Below are 20,182 nucleotides of genomic sequence, written 5' to 3'. Positions count from 1 at the left end.
TCAGTCAGGCGCGTTCATGACGCGGTCGAACTCTTCGTCGGCCGGAACATTGTCGGCATCGAGTTCGCTGGCATCAGTCAGGTCGATGCCGGTTTCTTCCGAGAGGTCGTCGGTGACGTCGCTGTCGGTTTCCTCGAAATCGTCGGCTGGCGTGTTGTCGTCATCGTCGTCGGATGGCGAGGCGGAACGCGCGGTGGCGTCGACGTGATTCATGATCGGCTCCTCGGCAGATGAATGCTGTAAGGCCCCCTATGGTGCGCCTGTTTCGGCCGTTCCGGCTCATCCGACAGGCAGCGTCGGTGTCGGAAAGTTTCCCGCCCTGCCCTCACCCCTACGCAAAACCGCGCCGTCAGTCCTTGTGGACGTGGCCGGCTTCGCCGTGTCCCGCGTCGTGGCCATGGTCATGCCCGTGCTCGCCGTGCGCGAGGCGGCTCACCAACGTGACCAGCACGATGCCCGCGACCAGCCACAGGATCTGTGCGGCGGTCTGGCGGGCAGGCAAACGTTTTTGCAGCTGCGGAATCAGGTCGGCCAGCGCCACGTAGACGAAGCTGCTGCCGGCCAGCACCAGGAAGTACGGCAGCCAGCCGTGCAACTGGTCGACCAGCCACCAGCCCGCGATGCCGCCCAGCATGGTCATGGTGCCCGCGAGCGACACCTTGATGAGCGCCGCGCGCTGGTTGGCCGAGCTCTGGCGCAGCACGACGAGGTCGCCGATGTGGTGCGGCACCTCGTGCGCGAGCACGGCCAGGGCCGCCACGAGGCCGAGGCGAATGTCGGCGATGAAGGCGGAAGCGATCAGGATGCCGTCGCCGAAGCAGTGCACGCTGTCGCCGGTGAGCACGGCCCAGCTGCCGCCGCCCTTGGGCGTGTGGCCGTGGGCATGGCCGTGGTGGTCGTGTGCGTGGTCGTGACCGTGGTCATGGCCCTTGTGCGCATCCGGCGTCTCGCCGTGATGGTGCTCGTGCCCGTGGTGCCACAACTCGGCCTTGTCGAGCAGGAAGAAGAAGACCAGCCCGAACAGCAGCACCGCGAACAGCAGCGCCGGCTCGATGCGGCTTTCGAAGGCCTCGGGCAAGAGATGCATGAAGGCGGTGGCGAGCAGCGCGCCGGCCGCCAGGCTCAACAGATGCTGGGGATTCACTCCGCCGGAACCGCTGCGCACACCCACACGCAGCAGCAACGCCGCCAACCAGACGCTTCCGATGCCGGCGACCAGGGTCGCGGCGATGATGACTATCAAATTCATAGCTGCTTGCGCAAGAGGAGCGGTCGTCAGGACCGCATACCGTTCATAAAAAGGAAAAGGCCGTCACACAGGACGGCCTTCGGCGGGGAGTGGCTACAAGGCGCCGTCGTCAGGCGACGCCATTGGCTTTGAACCAGGCTGTGGCGCGCTGCCATCCGTCGTCCGCCGCGCTCTTTACATAGCTGGGGCGGTAGTCGGCATGGAACGCGTGGCCTGCTTCGGGATACACGACGAAGCTCGAAGCCTTGGCCGCTGCAGTTCCAGTGGCCAGAGCAGCTTTCATCTTATCAACCGTGTCAAGGGGGATGCCCTGGTCTTTTCCGCCGTAGAGGCCGAGCACCGGCGCCTGGAGGTTGGCGGCGATGTCGATGGGGTGCTTTGGCGTCAATTCGCTCGCCTGCCCGACCAGCCGGCCGTACCAGGCCACGCCGGCCTTGACCTTGCCCGTGGCGGCATACAGCCACACGATGCGCCCGCCCCAGCAAAAGCCCGTGATGCCGGCCTTGCTGGTGTCGCCGCCGTTGGCCTTGGCATAGGCCAGCGCGCCGTCGAGGTCGGCCAGCACCTGCGCGTCGGGCACCTTGCTGACGATGTCGGCCTGCAGCTTCGGGATGTCGGTGTAGCCGCGTGGATCGCCCTGGCGCGCATAGAGCTCGGGCGCGATGGCCAGGTAGCCCAGCTTGGCGAAGCGGCGGCAGGTGTCGGCGATGTATTCGTGCACGCCGAAAATCTCCTGGATCACCAGGATGACCGGCAAGCCGGTCTTGCCAGCCGGCGCGGCGGCATAGGCCGGCACCTCGAAGCCGTTGACGGTGTACTTGATCGGGCCGGCCTTCAGGCCTTCGGCCGAGGTGGCGATGGCGGTCTGCGCCATCACCGGCATCACTGCGGCTGCGTAGCCGACGCCGATGGCGGCCTTCAGGGCGGTGCGGCGCGTGGCGCCCTGCTCGGTGCTGTCGCCGGGGCGAAGCGAATCGAAGTCGGAACGGCTGTCGTCGAGTTGGGACATTGGAGGGGCTCCAGTTGAATCGTCGGACAAGGGGCGCTGCGCGAAAAAACGCACGCCGCAATGTAGGCGAAATCGGCGTCCGCCTCTATGACCGGAAATTCAGTGGGGTTGGCCCTGCGCGCCCTACGCCCCGTACGCCCGGCGTGCCAGCGCGGCGGCCAGCACCTGCGCCGGGTCGACCAGGCTCAGCCCCGCCACCGCGGCCGAGCCCTGCAGCCCCAACGGCACCTCGGTGCAGCCCATGATGATGGTGACGGGCCCGTGCCGCTCGGCCAGCCGCAGCGCGACCTCGGAGAAGCACTGCTCGGCCAGCGGCATGTTGCCGGCTTTCACGCCGTCGAAGATGCCCCGCATGATGGTCTGGCGCTCGTCGGCCAGCGGCACATGGCAGCCGAGCCCCGCTTCGGCCAGCGCCTGTTCGTAAAGACGCACGCGGTAGGTGCCCTCGGTGGCCATCAGTGCCACCTCGGTTGCACCCTCTGCGGCCAGCTGCTGCGCCGTCTCGCGCGCCATGTGCAGCAGCTCGACCTGCGGAAAACGCTCCTGCAGGTTCGCATGCCAGGCGTGCGCGGTGTTACAGGCGATGGCGACGGCGCGGCTGCCGAGCGCGGCCAGCCGGCCCAGCGCCTGCAGCATCGGCTCCAGCGGCTGGTGCGCGCCGCTCGTGTCGGAGGCCAGCGCGCCGGTGCGATCGGGCACCGGCACCTGCGCAAGCCAGTGTTCGGGAAAGGACTGGTCGCGCACCGGCTCGCCGCGTGCGCGCATCTGCTGCGCGCAGGCCTGCACGAAGAGCCGGACGAAGTCGGCGCCCGCCGCGGGGCCCATGCCCCCGAGGATGCCGACGACCTGCGTTGCTGCGACCATGTCTTTTCTCTTTATGCGCGTCCCGGATCAGGTCGCCGGTTTGTCGCTGAAGGCCTTGAGGTTTTCCTTGAGCTGATCGCTCATCGGCAGGTTCAGCGGCACGTTCTTCGGCGGAATCGGCTGCATGAACCACTTGGTGTAGAGCTTCTCGAACTCACCGCTCTTCATCATGTTGATGAAGGTGTCGTCCACCAGCTTCTTGAAGGCCGGGTCGTCCTTGGGCAGCATGCAGGCGTAGGGCTCGACCTGCAGCGACTCGCCCACCACTTCGTAGTCGGCCGGGCTCTTGGAATTGGCGATCAGGCCGAACAGCAGGATGTCGTCCATCGCGAAGGCCACGGCGCGGTCGCTCTCCACCAGCAGGAACGCATCGGCGTGGTCCTTGCCGAGGACGATGTCCATGCCGAGGTTCTTGTCGGCGTTGTACTTGCGCATGACCAGCGCGTTGGTGGTGCCGGTGGTGCTGGCCACAGTCTTCTTGGCGAGGTCGGCGTAGTCCTTGATCTTGGAGGACTTCTTCGTCAGCAGGCGCGTGCCCGTGTAGAAGTGATTGACCGCGAAGGCCACGTCCTTGCCGCGCGCGCTGTTGTTGGTGGTGGAGCCGCACTCCAGGTCGACGGTGCCGTTGGTGATCAGCGGAATGCGGTTCTGCGAGGTGACCGCCATCAGCGAGACCTGCAGGTTGGGCTTGTTCAGCTTCTTCTTCACCGCTTCGACCACGGCGTTGGAGAGTTCCACCGAGAACCCGATCGGCTTGTTGGGGCCGTCCAGGTAGCTGAAGGGCACCGACGACTCGCGGTAGGCGAGCGTGATCTTGCCGGACTCGGCGATCTTGGCGAGCGTGTCGGCGGCTTGCGCGCCGGTGGCGATGAAGAGCACCGCGGCAGCCATGGATGCCATCAGGACGGAGAGTTTCATTCGAGCCTTCATTCGGTTGGATTGAACAGAAGCGCAGTGTAAGAAGGAGTGACACATCGCGACAATTCCAAATAACCCCGGGGTCATGCCCAAAGGTTATGGGCGGGGGTTCTTTTGGCATTTCCGGGCGGTGCGGAGCGCCCCTACAGTCGAAGCAGTCTCTTCTTCACTTCCCGAAAGTTGCCTTCATGCATGTGTGTGTGCTCGGTGCCGGCATCGTGGGCCTGGCCACCGCCTGGCAGCTCGAACGCCGGGGCCACCAGGTCACGGTGATCGACCGCGCGGCGCCCGGCGCCGGCGCGAGCGGCGGCAATGGCGCGCAACTGAGCTACTCGTATGTGCAGCCGCTGGCCGATCCGTCGATCTGGAAGCAGTTGCCCAAGCTGCTGTTCTCGCCCACCTCCCCGCTCAAGCTGCGCCCGCAGCTCGATCCGCTGCAGTGGCGCTGGGGCATGGAATTTCTCGCGGCCTGCAATGCGGGGACTTCGCGCGACACCACGGCCAGGCTGCTGGCGCTGGCCGCATCGAGCCGCACCGAGTTCGAGGCGATGCAGGCCGACATCGCGCCCAACTGCGATTTCTCGGCCACCGGCAAGCTGGTGCTGTACGCGAGCTCGGCTTCGCTCGAGGGTGCGCATGCGCAGCTCGAGCTGCAGCGCACCATGGGCAGCGAGCAGCGCATCGTCTCGCCCGACGAGTGCATCGCGATCGAGCCCGCGCTCGCGAGCTACCGCGGCCAGATGGCCGGCGCGGTCTACACGCCGAGCGAATGCGCGGCCGACTGCCTGAAGGTGTGCGCGGAGCTGATGCGCGCGCTCCAGGCGCGTGGCGTTCGCTTCCTGCTCGGCACCGACGTGCACGGCTTCGCGCGCAACGGCCACCAGGTCGCGGCAGTGAACACCAGCCAGGGCGACATCGAGGCCGACGCCTTCGTGATGGCACTGGGCTCGGCCTCGCACAAGCTCGGCCGGGCGCTGGGCGCCTACCTGCCGGTGTACCCGCTCAAGGGCTACAGCATCACGGTGGAGGTCGATCCTTCGCCCGGCGCGGCGCCGACCGTGAACGTGACCGACAGCGCCCGCAAAGTGGTGTTCGCGCGCATCGGCTCGCGCCTGCGCGTGGCGGGCATGGCCGAACTGGTGGGGCACGACGCGAGCATTCCGGCGACGCGCATCAAGACGCTGGCGGCCGCCACGCGCGCCCTCTTCCCGCATGCGAGCCGGCTCGAAGAGTTGCACCCGTGGACCGGCATGCGGCCCGCGACGCCGAAGGGGTTGCCGATCATCGGGCGGCTGGACAGCGCTCCGTCGAACATGCTGTTCAACACCGGCCACGGCGCGCTGGGTTTCACGCTGGCCTTCGGCTCGGCGCTGCGGGTCGCACAGACGCTGGCGCCTTCCTCGCCGACGCCCTGAGCTTGCGGCCCAGGCGCCGCCAGCCGATCACCACGCCGGTCAGGCTCAGCATCGCGCCGCCCAGACTCAGCGCGACAAGCAGCACATCCCACACCGGGCGGTGATCGAGCAGCGGCAGCCAGTCCCAGCTGTGCAGCATCGCGAACAGCCAGCGGCTCAGACGGCGAAGGTCGTCGGAGCGGCCGATCACGGCGCCGGTGTGCGGATCGACATGCACCCAGGTGGCATGCGCATCGGCGAACACCACGCGCCAGACGGGCAAGGGCTTGTCGGTGCCGCCCGTCATGGTGTGCGGCTCGCGGGTGTAGTAGTGGCTGTCGTAGGCAGTGAGGATGTCGATGCGTTCGATCGCATCGGGCAGCAGGCGGGCGACTGCGGTGCGCAGCACTGCAGGGTCGGGCGCGTGCCGCTGGGCGGTCTGCGCGTCGCTTACCGATGGCCGGCCGCTGCCCGTACTCGCGAGCACCAGCGTCTGCCCTGCGACGCGCACCCAGCGCAGTTCACGCACACCGTTGCCTGCGGAAGCCATCAGCGCGGCGGGCGTCGCATCCTGCGCTGCGACAACGAGCGGCCCGCCATTCATCGCCTCCATCCGCAGCGCCGGCGCGCCGCTGTCGAACACGCGCCACGGGTTCATCGACATCAACCCGCTGAAGATCCACGTCAGCGTCACCAATGCGAACAGCAACCCGGTGATGTGATGCCACCGCATCATGAAGCCCTGGTACGGCGAGCGCGAACCGCTCTTGTAGGTTCGCCGGAAGCGCCAACGCATCACGCCCACCACTGTGCCGGTGAGCGTGACGGCGATGCCGACGATGGAAAGCCAGTTGACGATATCCGCCCAGTAGCGGTCCAGCCCCGTGCCGCGCAGTGGATACAGCCAGTGGATCCACGCGCCCGCGTAGTTCCAGAGCCGCTCGGCGCGCGGCGCATCGCGCACCACCTCGCCGGTCTTGCCCGACACGTAGAGCCGCGTGGCCTCTGCATCGCCGAGGTCGACGACATGCAACGGGCGATGGGCGTCGAGCCCGCGCGAATGGGTGAAAGCGTCTTCGCCGATGGCACCGCGGTAGTCGAGCGGCACGCCCGCCCCTGCGTACGCCTGTGCGCTCGCGAGCACGCGAGCGCGATCCACGTCGCGGAGCACGGCGCCGGTTTCGGCATCGACCACGACGGTGCCGCTGCCCGGTGGCACGCGGCGCCGACCGGCCTCGGCCTCGCGTGCAGGCACCGCCAGATACACCGCGCGCCCGCCGCTGGCCGCAGCCAGCCGCAGCTCGCGCAGGGGTCCGGCGATGCCGGCTGCATCGAGTGCCTGCCGTGGTCCCAGCAACGGCGCTGTCGCATCGAGCGGCGGCAGGTGCTGCAGCCGCTCCGCCTCGGTGAGCTTCGGGTAGCCCACGTACATCATCACCACGCCCGAGACGAACCACATCGCGAAGAAGGCGCAGACGACCACGCCCAGCCAGCGGTGGACGAGGAACAACCAGCGTTTGGCATGCATGGCATCTCTCCCTGGGTCAGAACGCCACACGCAGCGAGACGTCCGCCGTGCGCGGCGCGCCGAGGTAGGCGAAGGTGCTGCCAACGTTCACCGCGTGGATGCGGTCCGTTGCGTTGCGGATGCGGCCGACCACGGTGACGGTGTTGCTGACCTTCCAGCTCAGCCCGAGGTCCAGCAGCGTGTAGCTCGGCCAGCTCGCGGTGTTCGCCGCATCGGCGTACACCTTGCTCACGTGCCGCACGCCCACGCTGGCCTCCAGGCGGGGCGTGAACGCATGCGACACCCAGAGATTCGCGACCATGGCCGGTGTGTTGGTCGGCGTGCGGCCCGCGAGCGACACGCCGCCCTGCGTGAAGCGCTCATAGCGCGCATCCACGTAGGTGAGGTTGCCCTGCAGCGACCACTGCCGCGTCGGCTGCAGGCCCAGCGCCAGCTCCACGCCCTTGGACGATTGCTCGCCCACGAGCACGGTGAGCGCGCTGTTGTTCGGGTCCTGCGACGCGATGTTGTTGCGGCGGATGCCGTAGGCCGCGAGCGTGGCCGTGCCTTTGCCCTGCCAGAAATCGAGCTTGGTGCCGACCTCCACCTGCCGGCCGGTGGTGAGCTCGCTGTTGTTGCGCACGTCGGCGAACGAGGCGGTGGAGAGCACGCCCGAAGGCGGGTCGGCCGCCGTGGCGTATTGCGCATACAGGCTCGCGCCCGGCGCCACATCCCACACCAGCCCGATGCGCCCGGTCGTGGGCTTGTAGCCGCGGTGGAAGGTGGCGGGATTCGCCGCGTCCACCGTGCGGCGGTTCACCAGGTCGAGGTCGATGCGCTCGTGGCGCAGCGCCGTGACCAGATGCAGCGAAGGCATCAGCGCGGTGCGGTTCTCCAGGTAGAGCGCGGTGGTTCGCACCTTGTTGTCGCGGTCGGGGCGGAAGCCGGGCACCATGCCCTTCACCTCGAAGAAGCGCTCGACGGTGAAGGCGTATGGATTCACCGTGCTCACCGTGCCCGGAAGGCTGTTGGGAAAGCGCGTCTGGCGGTTCACGCTGAAGTCCAGGCCGAAGGACCAGTCGCTCTTCAGGCTGCCGAGCCGGCCCTTGTAGAGCCCCTCGACGCGGTTGCCCCACACGTCCTGGTCGTGCCGCTGCAGCAAGGCCCCGGAGCGGATCACCGCGGTGTTGCCCGGGTTGTAGCGGTAGCTCTCGACGTTGCGGTAGTCGCGCAGCGCGTCGTAGGCGTAGAAGGTGTTCTTCAGCTGCAGCGCATCGGTGGCCTGCCATTCGGTGACCGAGCGCAGCCACTGCACGCGCTGCGCATAGAGCCCGTCGCTGCTGTTGAAGTTCTTGAAGCGGATGCCGGGGTCGATGCGCATCGTGCCGGCCACCGGGTTGAGCACGGGCGTGCCCCAGTAGGGCCGGTCGACGTTCTCGTCCTGGAACTCGTAGGCCAGCGTGTGCTTGAGGCCGCCGCCCAGGTTCGAGAGCAGCGAGGCCGCGAGCTGCGTCGACCGGCTGCCGGTGCCGTCGGTCCAGCCATTGGCATCGCGGTGGTTCACATCGATGCGCGCGTAGTGGCTGCCCGCGCCGCCATCGCCGGCCACGCGGCGATTCAGCCCGAAGGAAGCTTCCTGCAGGTGCTGCGTGCCCAGGCGCAGCCGCGCTTCGGCGAAGTCGCTGCGCTCGGGCGTCTTGGTGATGTAGTTGATCGAGCCACCCAGCGCGCCCGAGCCGAAGAGGAAGCTCGAGGGCCCGCCGATGGCCTCGACACGGTCGTAGATCCAGCTGTCGACCGGCCGCGCGGCAATCGAGTACTGCACGTTGATGCCGTTGAAGAGCTGGCCGATCGAGCCGGCGCTGAAGCCGCGGTAGCTCACGCCGATGTTGCCGGGCGCGTCGTGCGCGGTCACGCCGGGAATGGCGCGCAGGATCTCCTGTGTGTTCTGCGCACCGCGTGCGTCGATGACCGCGCGGTTCACCACGGTGACCGAGGCCGGCGTCTCGCGCGGCGTGAGGCCCAGGCGGCTCGCGGTGTCGGAGGGGGTGTCGAGGTCGAGCCGGCCGTTGGGGCCGGGCGCGTCGTCGGTCACTTCGACCTGGGGCAGCGACCGTGCGGCCGCGCCGGCCTCTTGAGCAATCGCGAGGCCGGGCGCGCAGGCGGCGCCGAACAGGGCCGCGAGCCCCAGCGTGGGGGCGGAAGGAATACGGGACATGGAATCTCTCTGGCGGCGGCGCGCGCAAGCCCGACAAGGGCGACAACGCAGCACCGGCCGCGGAACGACCGAAGATCCACCGCGCGCCCGAAGGCCACGTCAGGTGGAGGAAGTGCGGGAGTTCAGGAGAGCGCTGGCGGCCCGCGCGCCGGCAGCGGCGAGGCCGTGGCTGCCGCGATGCGGGCAGCGGGAATCGATTGCAGCGCACGGCCCAGCGGCAGCGGCGTGGGCAGCTTCAGCTGCGTGGCGGCAGGCGGCGGCGCGGAGACCATGCACAGCGGACAGTCCATCGCCGCCATGCCCATCTCGGTGGGGCCATCGTCCCCCTGCACGATGAGCTTGACGCTGCCGGTGGCGGAACACACCAGCTCCATCGCCTGCGGGTTCACGAGGGGCGAAGCCCCCGCGACCAGCAGCGAGGCCATGAACCATGCCAGCGCCAGGCGGCGCAGGAAGCAGAGGGTTCGAAGGACGTGCATGGCGCCGGATTATGGCGCGGGGCGATGCCCGCCCCTTCCTTCGTCAGTCGCCCGTGACCAGCTTGAGCCCGATCACGCCCGCCAGGATGAGCGCGATGCACAAGAGCCGCATCGGCGCGGCCGAGTCGCCCAGCACCACCATGCCCACGATCGCGGTGCCGGCCGCGCCGATGCCGGTCCAGACCGCGTAGCCCGTGCCCATCGGCAGGGTGCGCATCGAGAGCGCCAGAAGCACCACGCTCGAGAGGCCCGCACCGACCGTGAACAGCGCGGGCACCAGCCGCGTGAAGCCTTCGGACGACTTCATCGCGAAGGCGAAGACGATCTCGAGAAGCCCGGCGATGCCGAGCAGTGTCCATGCCATGGCGCGTCAGGCCGCAGCCGCGGCAGCCACCGTGGCGGCGGGCGTCGAGCGGAAGGTGACGCCGAAGCGGTTGAAGGCGTTCATCAGGCTGATCGCATAGGTGAGGTCGGCCAGTTCCTTGTCGCCGAATTCGGCGGTGGCGGATTCGTAGTCGGTATCGGGAACGCCCGTCTCGGCGACGCGCGTCACGGTTTCCGCCCAGGCGAGTGCCGCGCGTTCGCGTGCACTGAACACCGCGCCCGCGTCGTGCCACACCGGCACCAGCACCAGCTTGTCGACCGCAAGGCCGGACTTGAGCAGGTCGCGCGAATGCATGTCGATGCAGTAGGCGCAGCCGTTGATCTGCGACACGCGCAGGTAGACGAGGTCGACCAGTTGCTTGGGCAGGCCGCTTTTCTGGACGGCGACATACACCCCGCCGAAGGCCTTGTAGACGTCGGGCGAAATCTTGGCGTAGTCGATGCGATTGCTCATGAGGAGTCCTTGTGTGTGCTGATTGAGAAGGACTCTATCGTCGGAGATCTTGGTCCAGCTCAGAAGAGCCATGAACCGCATTCGGTTCTAGGCCATGATTCCTCGAACTACATCAGGGCCAGGATGCGTTTTCCCAGTTTCTCGGCCGTGGCCCGGGATTCGATGTTCGTGAAGTTGACGAGCAATGCCGAGGCACCCTTGCCGTTCTGCGTCCATTCCGACAGTGCCTCCGCGAAGAGGCCCTCTTCCCGCATGCGCAGCATGAGCTTGCGGTCCGACTGGCGGCCCGCAAGCCGCAGGATCAGGTGCATGCCGCCGGGCAGCGCGTCGATGCGCACGCGTTGGCCCAGCACGCTCGCCAGGCCCGCGCTCGTCGCCTCGCGGCGCTCGGCGTAGAGCTTGCGCATGCGCTGGATGTGGCGCGCGAAGTGGCCCTCCTTGATGAATGCCGTGACGATGGATTGCGTGAGCTCGGGGCTGCCGCCCGCGAAGGTCTGGATGATCTGCTCGAAGCGCTCGACCTGCGCTTGCGGCACCACGAGATAGGCCAGCCGCAGGCTCGGAAAAAGCACCTTGCTGAAGGTACCCGCATAGAGCACGCGCCCGTCGCGGTCCAGGCTCTTGAGCGCAGGCAGGGGGCGGCTCACGTAGCGGTACTCGCCGTCGTAGTCGTCCTCGACGATCCATGCGTTGTTGCGCCCCGCCCAGTCCAGCAACGCCAGTCGCCGCTGCAGGGACAAGGACACGCCCAGCGGGCTCTGGTGCGCCGGCGTGACCACGGCCGCACGCGCACGCGGCGCCGACCTGACGCCTTCGGCAATGACCATGCCGTCCTCGTCCACCGGCACCGGCACGCCCGCGATCTGCATCTGCGCAAGCAGCTCCCGCGTGGGCGGATAGCCCGGGTCTTCGAGCCACACGCGGTCTCCCGCCTTGAGCAGCGCAAGGGCGATCAGCTCGATGGAGTGCCGGTATCCCGAGGTCACGAACACCTGCGATGCCGCGCAGTGGATGCCGCGCGACACCTGGAGATAGGCGGCGATTTCCGCACGCAGCATCGGCTGTCCGAAGACCGAGGGATGGGTCATGTCGGACGGCTGCATGGCGCGCGCGCGCCGCGCACCGAGGCGGGCCCATATCTTTCGGGGAAATTCGTCCAGCGCGGGCAGGCCCATCTGGAACGGAAGGATCGAATACGGACGAAAGCCGATCGAGGAAGTCCCGGTGTCGATCACGGGCGATGGGGTGACCACGGGCGTGCGCGGCTTGAGGCCCGGCGTGACGATGGTCCCCGCCTGGCCGCGGGCCTGGATGTACCCCTCGGCGGCCAGCAGGGAGTACGCGGTGTCGATGGTGCCCCTGGCCAGGCCCAGTTCCTTGGTCAACGCGCGGGCCGACGGAATCCGGTCGCCCGGTTTGAGCAATCCGCTGGCGATGGCGCTGCGAAAGCGCTCGTAGATCTGCCGGTAGTAGGGCTCGGCCGCGGTGGGGTCCAGGGGCGAGATGGAGGCGGACTTGTCGACGGTCGTCATGTCAAATTATGGATCATCCTAAATCTTCATTCATGGCTCTATGACATAGGCCATGTGCTTCCTAGACTCACGCTTTCACAAGAATCTGGAAGTGGTCGCAATGAAGATCCTGCATGTCGTCTGCAGCCCCCGCGGGGAAGCCTCCGAGAGCTACAGGCTCTCCCGAAAAATCGTCGCGCGCCTGATGGGCCGCGAGCCGGCTGCGACAGTGATGGCGCGTGTGATCGGCGGCAATGCCCTGCCCCACATCGACGCGAACTACGCGCTCGGCCAGCATTCGGCCACGGCGCAGATCACGCAGGACGGGGCCGTGGCCCAATCCGATGAGCTGATCCGGGAGCTGGAGGATTCGGATGTCGTGGTCATCGGAACGCCGATGCACAACCTGAGCGTGCCCTCCGCGCTGAAGGCGTGGATCGATCACGTCGTCCGGGCGCGCCGCACTTTCAACACAGGCCCGGGCGGCAAGGTGGGCCTGCTCCGCGACCGGCCGGTGTTCATCGCCGTGGCTTCGGGCGGCAGTTTTTCCGGAGAGTACGCGCGGCAGCCGGATTTCCTCACGCCGTACCTGACCGTCATCCTGGCCCAGATCGGGCTGAAGGATCTGCACTTCTTCTCGGTCCAGGGAACGGGCCTGGGGCCGGAGATTCTCGAGAAGTCGAGGACGGGCGCCGACGAAGCCCTTCAGGCGTATTTTTTGCCGCACGCCTAAAGCGTTTCCTGGATCGCCTGCTGCATGCAGCGCGTGATGCCGCGCACTGCCACCGAATCGGGCCGGCCGGTGAAGCGCAATGCGCGCACCGGCACCGGGATGTGCGGCTCGAGCGTGAGCACATCGACCTTCTCGCGGTCCGCCGAACGCGCGGTGCAGCCATCGACCAGCGCCACGCCGAGCCCGTGGTGCGCCATGGCCAGCGCCGCGTGATAAGTCTGCACCGTCACCACCGCCTGCTGGAAGCCGACGCCGGCCTGCCGGCAGGCCTGGCTGAGACTCGTGCCGACGGGGTCGCGGCTGTCCAGGCCGATCACCGGCCGATCGACCAGGTCGTGCAGCGCCACCGAGCCGTTGCGCACCAGCGCACGCGGCAGCATGCCCTTGGGGGCGATGCACACCATGCGGCTGTCGGCCAGCGTCTCCTGCGTGAGCGAGGGATGCACCGCGGGGCTGAAGGCGAAGCCCACGTCGGCCTCCTGCCGCAGCAGCGCCGACATGATCTGCGGCGAATGCAGCGACTCGACGGTGATCGCGTAGCCCGGATGCTTTTCGCGGAAGGCCTTGAGCGCGCGCGGCAAGATCTCGTAGCTCAGCGCGAGCACGCTCAGGATGCGCAACTCGCCCGTGTCGCTGCCAGCCTTGAGGTTGGCAGCCAGCCGCTGCACTTCGTCGAGCTGCGCGAACAGGCGCTCGATGTGCGGGTACAGCGTGAGCGCCTCGGTGGTCGGCGAGAGCCGCCCCTTGGCGCGCTGGAACAGCGGAAAACCCAGCTGCAGCTCCGCGTGCTGCAGGGTGCGGCTCACCGCCGGCTGCGTGATGTTGATGAGCCGCGCCGCCGCGCTCACGCTGCCGGTCAGCATGATCGCGTTGAAGACCTCGATGTGGCGCAGCCGCATGAAGGGGCAGGCCGGGTCAGTTGCCGGTCTTGCCGCGTGCGATGTCCATCACCATGCGCGTTGCGAGATACAGGCGCGGCTCGATGGAATCGACCAGCACATATTCGGCATCGGCCGAATGCGCGCCGAAACCCTGCAGGCCGAAGCGCTCGACGACGGGCGCCTTGGTCCTGAGCGAGGCGAAGGCGGCGTCGGTGCCGCCGCCGGCGGCCTTGTCGTCGGCGCCCAGCGGGCGGCCGAGCTCGTCCTTGTAGATCGCCTGCGCATGCTTGGCGAACGCGATCGAGGCGGCGGTGGCCTCGAGCGGCGGTCGGCGCCGCTCGAACTTCAGCTCGACCTTGGCCTCGGGAATCAGCTGCTTCTTCACGCGCTCGTTGACCTGCTGCTCGATGCGGTCGTAGTCGGCGACCTTGAGCACGCGCACGTCGGCGCTCGCGGTGGCCGACGCCGGGATCACGTTGCGGTTGGTGCCCGACTTCGAGATAGTCCAGTTCATCTTGAGGCCGGTGGCGGGGTCCGAGAGATCGCGCATCTGCAGGATCTGGTGCGAGAGTTCGTAGAGCGCATTCACGCCCAGCTCGGGCGCGGAGCCCGCATGCGACGCCTTGCCCGCGACATGCAGGGTGACGGAAGCGATGCCCGCGGTCGCGAGCGAAAGCTTGTCGTCCTTGATGGAGGAGCCTTCGAACGACATCACCGCGTCCTGCTCGCCGCCCAGCCGCGTGATGAGCGCGCGTGCGCCCGGCGAGCTGATTTCCTCGTCCCCGTTGATCAGCACGGTGAGCGTGCCGTACTCCTTGAACTTCAGCGCCTGAAGCATCGCCACCGTGTGGGTGATGACCGCCACGCCCTGCTTGTCGTCGGCGATGCCCAGGCCGTAGGCCTTGTCGCCCTCGATGCGGAACTGCTGCTTGTTGAGCATGCCCACGGTGTAGACCGTGTCCATGTGCGCGATGAGCATGATCTTCTTCGTGCCCGTGCCCTTGAAGGTGGCGCGCACGACGCGGCCGATCTTCTCGGGCGTGTCGTCCATGCGGTAGGCCTCGGCGCTCGGATCGATCAGCTCGACCTCGCCGCCCAGCGCCTTGAACTTCGCGGCGATGAGGTCGGAGATTTTTTCCAGGCCTTCGAGGTCGCGGCTGCCCGACTCGATGGAGACCAGCTCCTTGAGCGTGTCGAGCAGCGCGGGCTTTTCTTTCGCGGCGAGCGCGGCGATGCGGGCATCGGGGGCGGCGAAGGCGGTGCCGAGGAAGGCGGCGCAGACGGCGGCGAGCAGGAATTTGCGGGGCTGGTGTTTCATGGGTACGGTTCTTCTTGGGTCGTGTCTCGTCAGTGGGCTTTGTCCCAGTTGGGACCGATGCCGATCTCGGCGAGCAGCGGCACCTTGAGTGCCGCCACGCCGGCCATCAGGCGCGGGATTTCGGTGCGCACCCATTCGACTTCGGCCTCGGGCACTTCGAACACCAGTTCGTCGTGCACCTGCATGATCATCTTGGTGGCGCGCTTTTCTTCGTCAAGCACGTTCTGTACCTTGACCATGCTCAGCTTGATGAGGTCGGCCGCCGTGCCCTGCATCGGCGCGTTGATGGCCGCGCGCTCGGCGCCGCCGCGGCGCGGACCGTTGGGCGAATTGATCTCGGGCAGGTACAGGCGGCGGCCGAACACGGTCTCCACGTAGCCCTGCTCCTTGGCGAGCGCCTTGGTCTCGTCCATGTACGCCTTCACGCCCGGGTAGCGCGCGAAGTAGCGCTCGATGTAGGAGGCCGCGGCCTTGGTCTCGATGCCGAGGTTTTTCGCCAGGCCGAAGCTGCTCATGCCGTAGATGAGGCCGAAGTTGATGACCTTCGCGTAGCGGCGCTGCTCGCTCGACACCTGGTCGGGCGTGGAGCCGAACACTTCGGCGGCGGTCGCGCGGTGCACGTCGATGCCCTCGGTGAAGGCGCGCAGGAGCGACTCGTCGCCGCTGATGTGGGCCATGATGCGCAACTCGATCTGCGAGTAGTCGGCGCTGGCGATCACGCTGCCGGCAGGTGCCACGAAAGCCTCGCGCACGCGCCGGCCTTCGGGCGTGCGGATCGGGATGTTCTGCAGGTTCGGGTCGTTGCTGCTCAGGCGCCCCGTCACCGCGACGGCCTGCGCATAGTGCGTGTGGACGCGGCCGGTGCGCGGGTTGGCCAGCTGGCCGAGCTTGTCGGTGTAGGTGCCCTTGAGTTTCGAGAGGCCGCGGTGTTCGAGGATCTTGGCGGGGAGCGGATAGTCCTCGGCCAGTTTCTCCAGCACCTCTTCGTCGGTGCTGGGCGCGCCGCTCGGGGTTTTCTTGACCACCGGCAGGCCCAGCTTGGTGAAGAAGATCTCCCCGATCTGCTTGGGCGAACCGAGGTTGAAGGGCTGGCCCGCGATCTCGTAGGCCTCCTGCTCGAGCGCCATGATGCGCGTGCCGAGTTCGTGGCTCTGCGCGGCGAGCGTGGCGCTGTCGATCATCACGCCGTTGCGCTCCACGCGGTAGAGCGCCTCGCTCGAATCCATCTCGAGCTGGTAGACGAAGCGCAGCTTCTCGTCGGCTTCGAGCTGGGGCCACAGAGTGCGGTGCACATCCAGGGTCTGGTCGCTGTCCTCGCACGAGTATTCGGCCGCTTTGGCGACGTCGACCTGGCTGAAGGAGATCTGGTGCGCGCCCTTGCCGCACAGGTCTTCGTAGGAGATGCCGCTGCGACCCAGATGCCGCTCTGCGAGGCTGGAAAGGCCGTGCGGCTTGTGCACTTCGAGCACGTAGCTCTGCAGCATGGTGTCGTGCGCATAGCCCTGCACCTCGATGCCGTGGTTGGCGAACACATGGCGGTCGTACTTGATGTGCTGGCCGAGCTTTTTCTTGTCGGCGTTCTCGAGCCAGGGCTTGAGCCTGGCGAGCACCTCGTCGATGGGCAGTTGCGCGGGCGCATCGGGGTAGTTGTGCGTGAGCGGAATGTAGGCAGCCTCGCCGGGCTCGACGCTGAAGCTCACGCCGACGATCTGCGCGACCATTTCGTCGAGCGAGGTGGTCTCGGTGTCGATCGCCGCGAGCTCGGCGGCTTCGAGCTTCGCGAGCCAGGTGTCGAACAGTTCCCAGGTGGTGATGGTGTCGTACTTGAGGTTGCTCGCGGGCGCGGCGGCGTCGAGCGCGCTCAGGTCCGAAGGCTCGTCGAACAGGCCGCCCTGGTCGGTGTTGGCCTTGGTGGCCTTCTTCTTGATGTTCTCTTCGATCAGCTCGGGCGGAACCGCCTGCGCTTCGAGCGACTTGACGAGGCTCTTGAAACCGAACTTCTCGTAGAAGGGCTTGAGCTCGTCGGTCTGCGGCGCGCCGACCGGCAGGCCTTCGAGCGACGGCAGGCCGGTGACGTGCCCCTCGAGGTCGCAATCGGTGCGGATGGTGACGAGCTTGCGGCTCAGGGGCAGCTTGTCGAGCGCCTTGCGCAGGTTTTCGCCTGCGGCGCCCTTCACTTCGGCGGCGCGTTCGACCAGTGCATCGAGCGAGCCGTATTCGAGCAGCCACTTGGCAGCGGTCTTCGGGCCGACCTTCTCGACGCCGGGCACGTTGTCGACAGAGTCGCCCACGAGCGTCTGGTAATCGACCATCAGGTTCGGCGGCACGCCGAACTCGGCCGTCACGCCGGCGATGTCGCGCTTCTTGCCATTCATCGTGTCGATGATGGTGATGTGCTCGTCGACCAGCTGGCTCAGGTCCTTGTCGCCGCTGGAGACGATCACCTCGACGCCCTGTGCGGCGGCGATCTTGGCGAGCGTGCCGATCACGTCGTCGGCCTCCACGTCGGGCACGCTGAGCACCGGCCAGCCCAGCAGCTTCACCACTTCGTGGATGGGGTCGATCTGGCTGCGCAGGTCGTCGGGCATCGGCGAGCGGTTGGCCTTGTATTCGGGATACCAGTCGTCGCGGAAGGTCTTGCCGGGCGCATCGAAGATGCAGGCGGCGTAGTCGGCGCGCACCTCGCGGCGCAGCGCCGTCATCATGTTGATCATTCCCCGGATGGCGCCGGTGGCCGGGCTCTTCGGGTCGCCGGGCACGGCGCGCAGGTCGGGCATGGCGTGGAAGGCCCGGTACAGGTAGCTCGAGCCATCGACGAGCAGCAGCGTTTTCTTGTCGGTCATCGGGCCATTTTGCCGTGCCCGGACCGGCGCGCTGAACCACGGCGCCACGCGCTGCGCGCCGACACCCCTGGAACGGGTGCGCGCCTACAATCAAGGCATGCCTAGCTCCACACTCCTGATTGCCCGCCGCATCCTGCTGGCGCTGGCCTTTGCGGCCCCCTTCGCCACCGTGCAGGCGCAGCCCGCGCCCGCCGCCACCCCGGCCCCGGCGGAGCCGCTACAGAATCAGGAGCAGGCCGAGGGCCGGCGCAACCAGAAGGTCGAGCACATTCACACGGAAGACAGCGGCGCCTCGGTCGACGAAGTCCGCTACGGCGGCCGCACGCAGAGCATCAACGTCAAGCCCAAATCGAACATGCCGGGCTACGAGGTGCTGCCCAATGACCCCGGCACCGCACGCCCCGGTTCGAGCGACACGAACTCCACCGGCAACGGCGCGCGCGTCTGGAACGTGATGAAGTTCTGACCGTGCCTTCGCCGCTCCCGTCCAACGCATTTCCAGCTCTTCGCTGAGCACTCCCATGGCAGTTTTTACCGAAGTCGAATTCGGCGAGGCAGACGCGCTCGTCCAGCGTCTGGGCATGGGCGCGCTGCGCGACCTGCGCGGCATCCAGGGCGGCATCGAGAACACCAACTACTTCGCGACCACCGAGTCCGGCGAGTTCGTGCTCACGCTGTTCGAGCGCCTCCGCGCCGAGCAGTTGCCCTACTACCTTTGCCTCATGAAGCACCTCGCGGCCCGCGGCCTGCCGGTGCCGGAGCCCGTGGCTGATCCCGCCGTGGAAGCCCCCAAGGGCCATGTGCTGACGATCCCCGCCAATGCGCCCTGCGAACTGCTGCACACGGTGGCGGGCAAGCCGGCGGCGGTGGTGCAACGCCTGTCGGGCCACAGCGAACTCGCCCCGACCGCGGCGCATTGCGCCGAACTGGGTTCGATGCTGGCGCGCATGCACATCGCCGCGCGCGACTTCCCGCGCATCCAGCCGAACCTGCGCGGCCTCGTGTGGTGGAACGAGACCGTTCCGGTGGTGCTGCCCTACATCGACGAATCGCAGGTCACGCTGCTGCGCGCCGAACTCGCCTACCAGAACCACATCGCCGAATCGTCGGCCTACGCGGCGCTGCCGCGCGGGCCGGTGCATGCCGACATGTTCCGCGACAACGTGATGTTCGCGACCGGCGGCGAGCCCGGCTCGGCACCGCTTCTCACGGGCGTGTTCGACTTCTACTTCGCCGGCACCGACACCTGGCTGTTCGACCTCTCGGTGTGCCTGAACGACTGGGCCATCGACCTGGCCACCGGCGAACACGACGCCGCGCGCGCCGACGCCCTGCTCTCGGCCTACGAGACCGTGCGCCCACTCAACGCCTCCGAGCGCGCCCTGCTGCCCGCGATGCTGCGCGCCGCGGCGCTGCGCTTCTGGATCTCGCGCCTCTGGGACTTCCACCTGCCGCGCGAAGCCAGCATGCTCAAGCCCCACGACCCCACGCACTTCGAGCGCGTGCTGCGCGGGCGCGCCACCCATCCGCATGCCATGGCGCAGGCCCTCGAGCCGCTCATGGCCGCATGATCCGGACCTCATGAAACTCAACCTCGTGCCGGCGCGAACCGGCGCCGCATGGGTCCGCTCCGGACTCAAGACCTTCTGGCAACAGCCGCTTGCCTTCATCTCGCTGTTCTTCCTGCTGATGGCGGCGATCTCGATGGTGTCGGTGCTGCCGCTCATCGGCAGCGTGATCGCGCCGGTGCTGCTGCCCTTCATGACGCTGGGCCTGATGGTGGCGACCTCGGTGGCCTACAACAACAACGTCGATGGCCTTGGCCATGCCGGCGATGCGCAGCGGCCCACGGGCTCCGCGATGTTCGTGGCGGTCTTCGGCGCCATGCGCGCGGAATGGCGCTCGCTGGTGGTGCTGGGCGTGATCTCGGCGGTGTATTTCGTGTTCGCGGTGATGGTCACCGCGCTGGTCGATGGCGGGCAGCTCATGCGCGCCTACCTGCTCGACGACGCGATCACGCCCGAGGTGATGGCCAGCAGCGACTTCCAGCTGGCCCGCGTGCTCCTGATGTGCCTGAACCTGCCGCTTTCGCTGGCCATGTGGCACGCGCCGGCGCTGGTGCACTGGCACCGCGTGGAGCCGGTCAAGAGCATCTTCTTCAGCATCGTCGCGCTGTTCCGCAACTTCGGCGCCTACGCGCTGTTCGTGCTGGCGTGGTTCGGCGTGTTCCTGCTGGCCGGCATCGCGATGGGCCTGGTCGCGACCGTGCTGGTGGGCGTCGGCGCGCTGGGCGCGGGCGGCGCGGCCTTGGCGGTCGGCAACATCCTGATGATCGGCACGGCGCTGGTGCTGGCGGCCATGTCGCTGAGCTCGACCTGGTTCACCTTCCGCGACAGCTTCGATCCGAACTGACGCCAGTC

General features: G+C 67.7%; 19 protein-coding genes. 5 read left to right on the top strand and 14 right to left on the bottom strand.

Annotated elements, in window-relative coordinates:
* The 5 genes from GNX71_RS08605 to GNX71_RS08585 all read right to left on the bottom strand — a co-directional run bounded on the left by GNX71_RS08605 (nt 1) and on the right by GNX71_RS08585 (nt 4,040).
* Nucleotides 1–213, bottom strand: coding sequence for a hypothetical protein (locus GNX71_RS08605; RefSeq protein ID WP_206177930.1), 213 nt, complete (start codon nt 211–213; stop codon nt 1–3).
* 136 nt (nt 214–349) lie between these two features.
* On the bottom strand, nt 350–1,249 hold the full coding sequence (locus GNX71_RS08600) for a ZIP family metal transporter (protein ID WP_206177929.1): 900 nt from the start codon (nt 1,247–1,249) through the stop codon (nt 350–352).
* Nucleotides 1,250–1,358: 109 nt separating this feature from the next.
* A complete protein-coding gene (locus tag GNX71_RS08595) occupies nt 1,359–2,258 on the bottom strand; it encodes a dienelactone hydrolase family protein (RefSeq protein ID WP_206177928.1) in 900 nt (299 codons plus the stop codon).
* Between the two features lie 123 nt (nt 2,259–2,381).
* On the bottom strand, nt 2,382–3,122 hold the full coding sequence (locus GNX71_RS08590; RefSeq protein WP_206177927.1) for an amino acid racemase: 741 nt from the start codon (nt 3,120–3,122) through the stop codon (nt 2,382–2,384).
* 27 nt (nt 3,123–3,149) lie between these two features.
* Nucleotides 3,150–4,040 (bottom strand): transporter substrate-binding domain-containing protein, encoded by an 891-nt coding sequence (locus GNX71_RS08585; protein ID WP_206177926.1) that lies wholly within the window; start codon nt 4,038–4,040, stop codon nt 3,150–3,152.
* Between the two features lie 188 nt (nt 4,041–4,228).
* On the opposite strand from GNX71_RS08585, the gene GNX71_RS08580 reads away from it, so the two are divergent.
* A complete protein-coding gene (locus GNX71_RS08580; protein ID WP_206177925.1) occupies nt 4,229–5,455 on the top strand; it encodes a D-amino acid dehydrogenase in 1,227 nt (408 codons plus the stop codon).
* Here the strand turns inward: GNX71_RS08580 and GNX71_RS08575 are convergent.
* The 6 genes from GNX71_RS08575 to GNX71_RS08550 all read right to left on the bottom strand — a co-directional run bounded on the left by GNX71_RS08575 (nt 5,388) and on the right by GNX71_RS08550 (nt 12,008).
* The gene (locus tag GNX71_RS08575; RefSeq protein ID WP_206177924.1) at nt 5,388–6,962 is read right to left on the bottom strand and encodes a PepSY domain-containing protein; all 1,575 of its coding nucleotides are present in this window, start codon (nt 6,960–6,962) and stop codon (nt 5,388–5,390) included. The two genes, GNX71_RS08580 and GNX71_RS08575, sit on opposite strands and share 68 nt — an antisense overlap.
* 16 nt (nt 6,963–6,978) lie before the next feature.
* Entirely contained in the window at nt 6,979–9,159 is a 2,181-nt protein-coding gene (locus tag GNX71_RS08570; protein WP_206177923.1) for a TonB-dependent receptor, read from the bottom strand.
* A 122-nt stretch (nt 9,160–9,281) separates the two neighbouring features.
* The gene (locus GNX71_RS08565; RefSeq protein ID WP_206177922.1) at nt 9,282–9,638 is read right to left on the bottom strand and encodes a hypothetical protein; all 357 of its coding nucleotides are present in this window, start codon (nt 9,636–9,638) and stop codon (nt 9,282–9,284) included.
* A 43-nt stretch (nt 9,639–9,681) separates the two neighbouring features.
* Nucleotides 9,682–10,002, bottom strand: coding sequence for a multidrug efflux SMR transporter (locus GNX71_RS08560; RefSeq protein ID WP_206177921.1), 321 nt, complete (start codon nt 10,000–10,002; stop codon nt 9,682–9,684).
* A 6-nt stretch (nt 10,003–10,008) separates the two neighbouring features.
* Nucleotides 10,009–10,476: a carboxymuconolactone decarboxylase family protein gene (locus GNX71_RS08555; RefSeq protein WP_206177920.1), complete on the bottom strand. Its 468-nt coding sequence runs from the start codon at nt 10,474–10,476 to the stop codon at nt 10,009–10,011.
* A gap of 107 nt (nt 10,477–10,583) precedes the next feature.
* Complete coding sequence (locus tag GNX71_RS08550) at nt 10,584–12,008, bottom strand: PLP-dependent aminotransferase family protein (RefSeq protein ID WP_206177919.1); 1,425 nt, start codon at nt 12,006–12,008, stop codon at nt 10,584–10,586.
* 100 nt (nt 12,009–12,108) lie between these two features.
* Here GNX71_RS08550 and GNX71_RS08545 point away from each other — a divergent pair, with 100 nt between their 5' ends.
* Nucleotides 12,109–12,720: an NAD(P)H-dependent oxidoreductase gene (locus tag GNX71_RS08545; RefSeq protein WP_241027200.1), complete on the top strand. Its 612-nt coding sequence runs from the start codon at nt 12,109–12,111 to the stop codon at nt 12,718–12,720.
* Here the strand turns inward: GNX71_RS08545 and GNX71_RS08540 are convergent.
* The 3 genes from GNX71_RS08540 to polA are packed head-to-tail and all read right to left on the bottom strand — an operon-like array spanning nt 12,717 to nt 17,762.
* The gene (locus GNX71_RS08540) at nt 12,717–13,619 is read right to left on the bottom strand and encodes a LysR substrate-binding domain-containing protein (protein ID WP_206177917.1); all 903 of its coding nucleotides are present in this window, start codon (nt 13,617–13,619) and stop codon (nt 12,717–12,719) included. The two genes, GNX71_RS08545 and GNX71_RS08540, sit on opposite strands and share 4 nt — an antisense overlap.
* 16 nt (nt 13,620–13,635) lie before the next feature.
* Nucleotides 13,636–14,919, bottom strand: a complete 1,284-nt coding sequence (locus GNX71_RS08535) for a M20/M25/M40 family metallo-hydrolase (RefSeq protein WP_206177916.1) — start codon at nt 14,917–14,919, stop codon at nt 13,636–13,638.
* A gap of 29 nt (nt 14,920–14,948) precedes the next feature.
* Nucleotides 14,949–17,762, bottom strand: a complete 2,814-nt coding sequence (gene polA / locus GNX71_RS08530; RefSeq protein ID WP_206177915.1) for a DNA polymerase I — start codon at nt 17,760–17,762, stop codon at nt 14,949–14,951.
* Nucleotides 17,763–17,859: 97 nt separating this feature from the next.
* Between polA and GNX71_RS08525 the strand changes: the two genes are divergently transcribed.
* Genes GNX71_RS08525 through GNX71_RS08515 form a run of 3 tightly spaced genes read left to right on the top strand, consistent with a single transcriptional unit; the run spans nt 17,860 to nt 20,174 of the window.
* Complete coding sequence (locus tag GNX71_RS08525; protein ID WP_206177914.1) at nt 17,860–18,228, top strand: hypothetical protein; 369 nt, start codon at nt 17,860–17,862, stop codon at nt 18,226–18,228.
* 55 nt (nt 18,229–18,283) lie between these two features.
* Nucleotides 18,284–19,333, top strand: a complete 1,050-nt coding sequence (locus GNX71_RS08520; protein ID WP_206177913.1) for a homoserine kinase — start codon at nt 18,284–18,286, stop codon at nt 19,331–19,333.
* Nucleotides 19,334–19,343: 10 nt separating this feature from the next.
* Nucleotides 19,344–20,174 (top strand): BPSS1780 family membrane protein, encoded by an 831-nt coding sequence (locus tag GNX71_RS08515; protein ID WP_206177912.1) that lies wholly within the window; start codon nt 19,344–19,346, stop codon nt 20,172–20,174.
* Nucleotides 20,175–20,182: the final 8 nt, after the last annotated feature.

Origin of the sequence: Variovorax sp. RKNM96 (assembly GCF_017161115.1) — a bacterium.
Taxonomy (GTDB): Bacteria; Pseudomonadota; Gammaproteobacteria; order Burkholderiales; family Burkholderiaceae_C; genus Variovorax.
The sequence above is the reverse complement of the archived record's forward strand: the minus strand, read 5'-3'. Positions and strand labels throughout refer to the sequence as shown.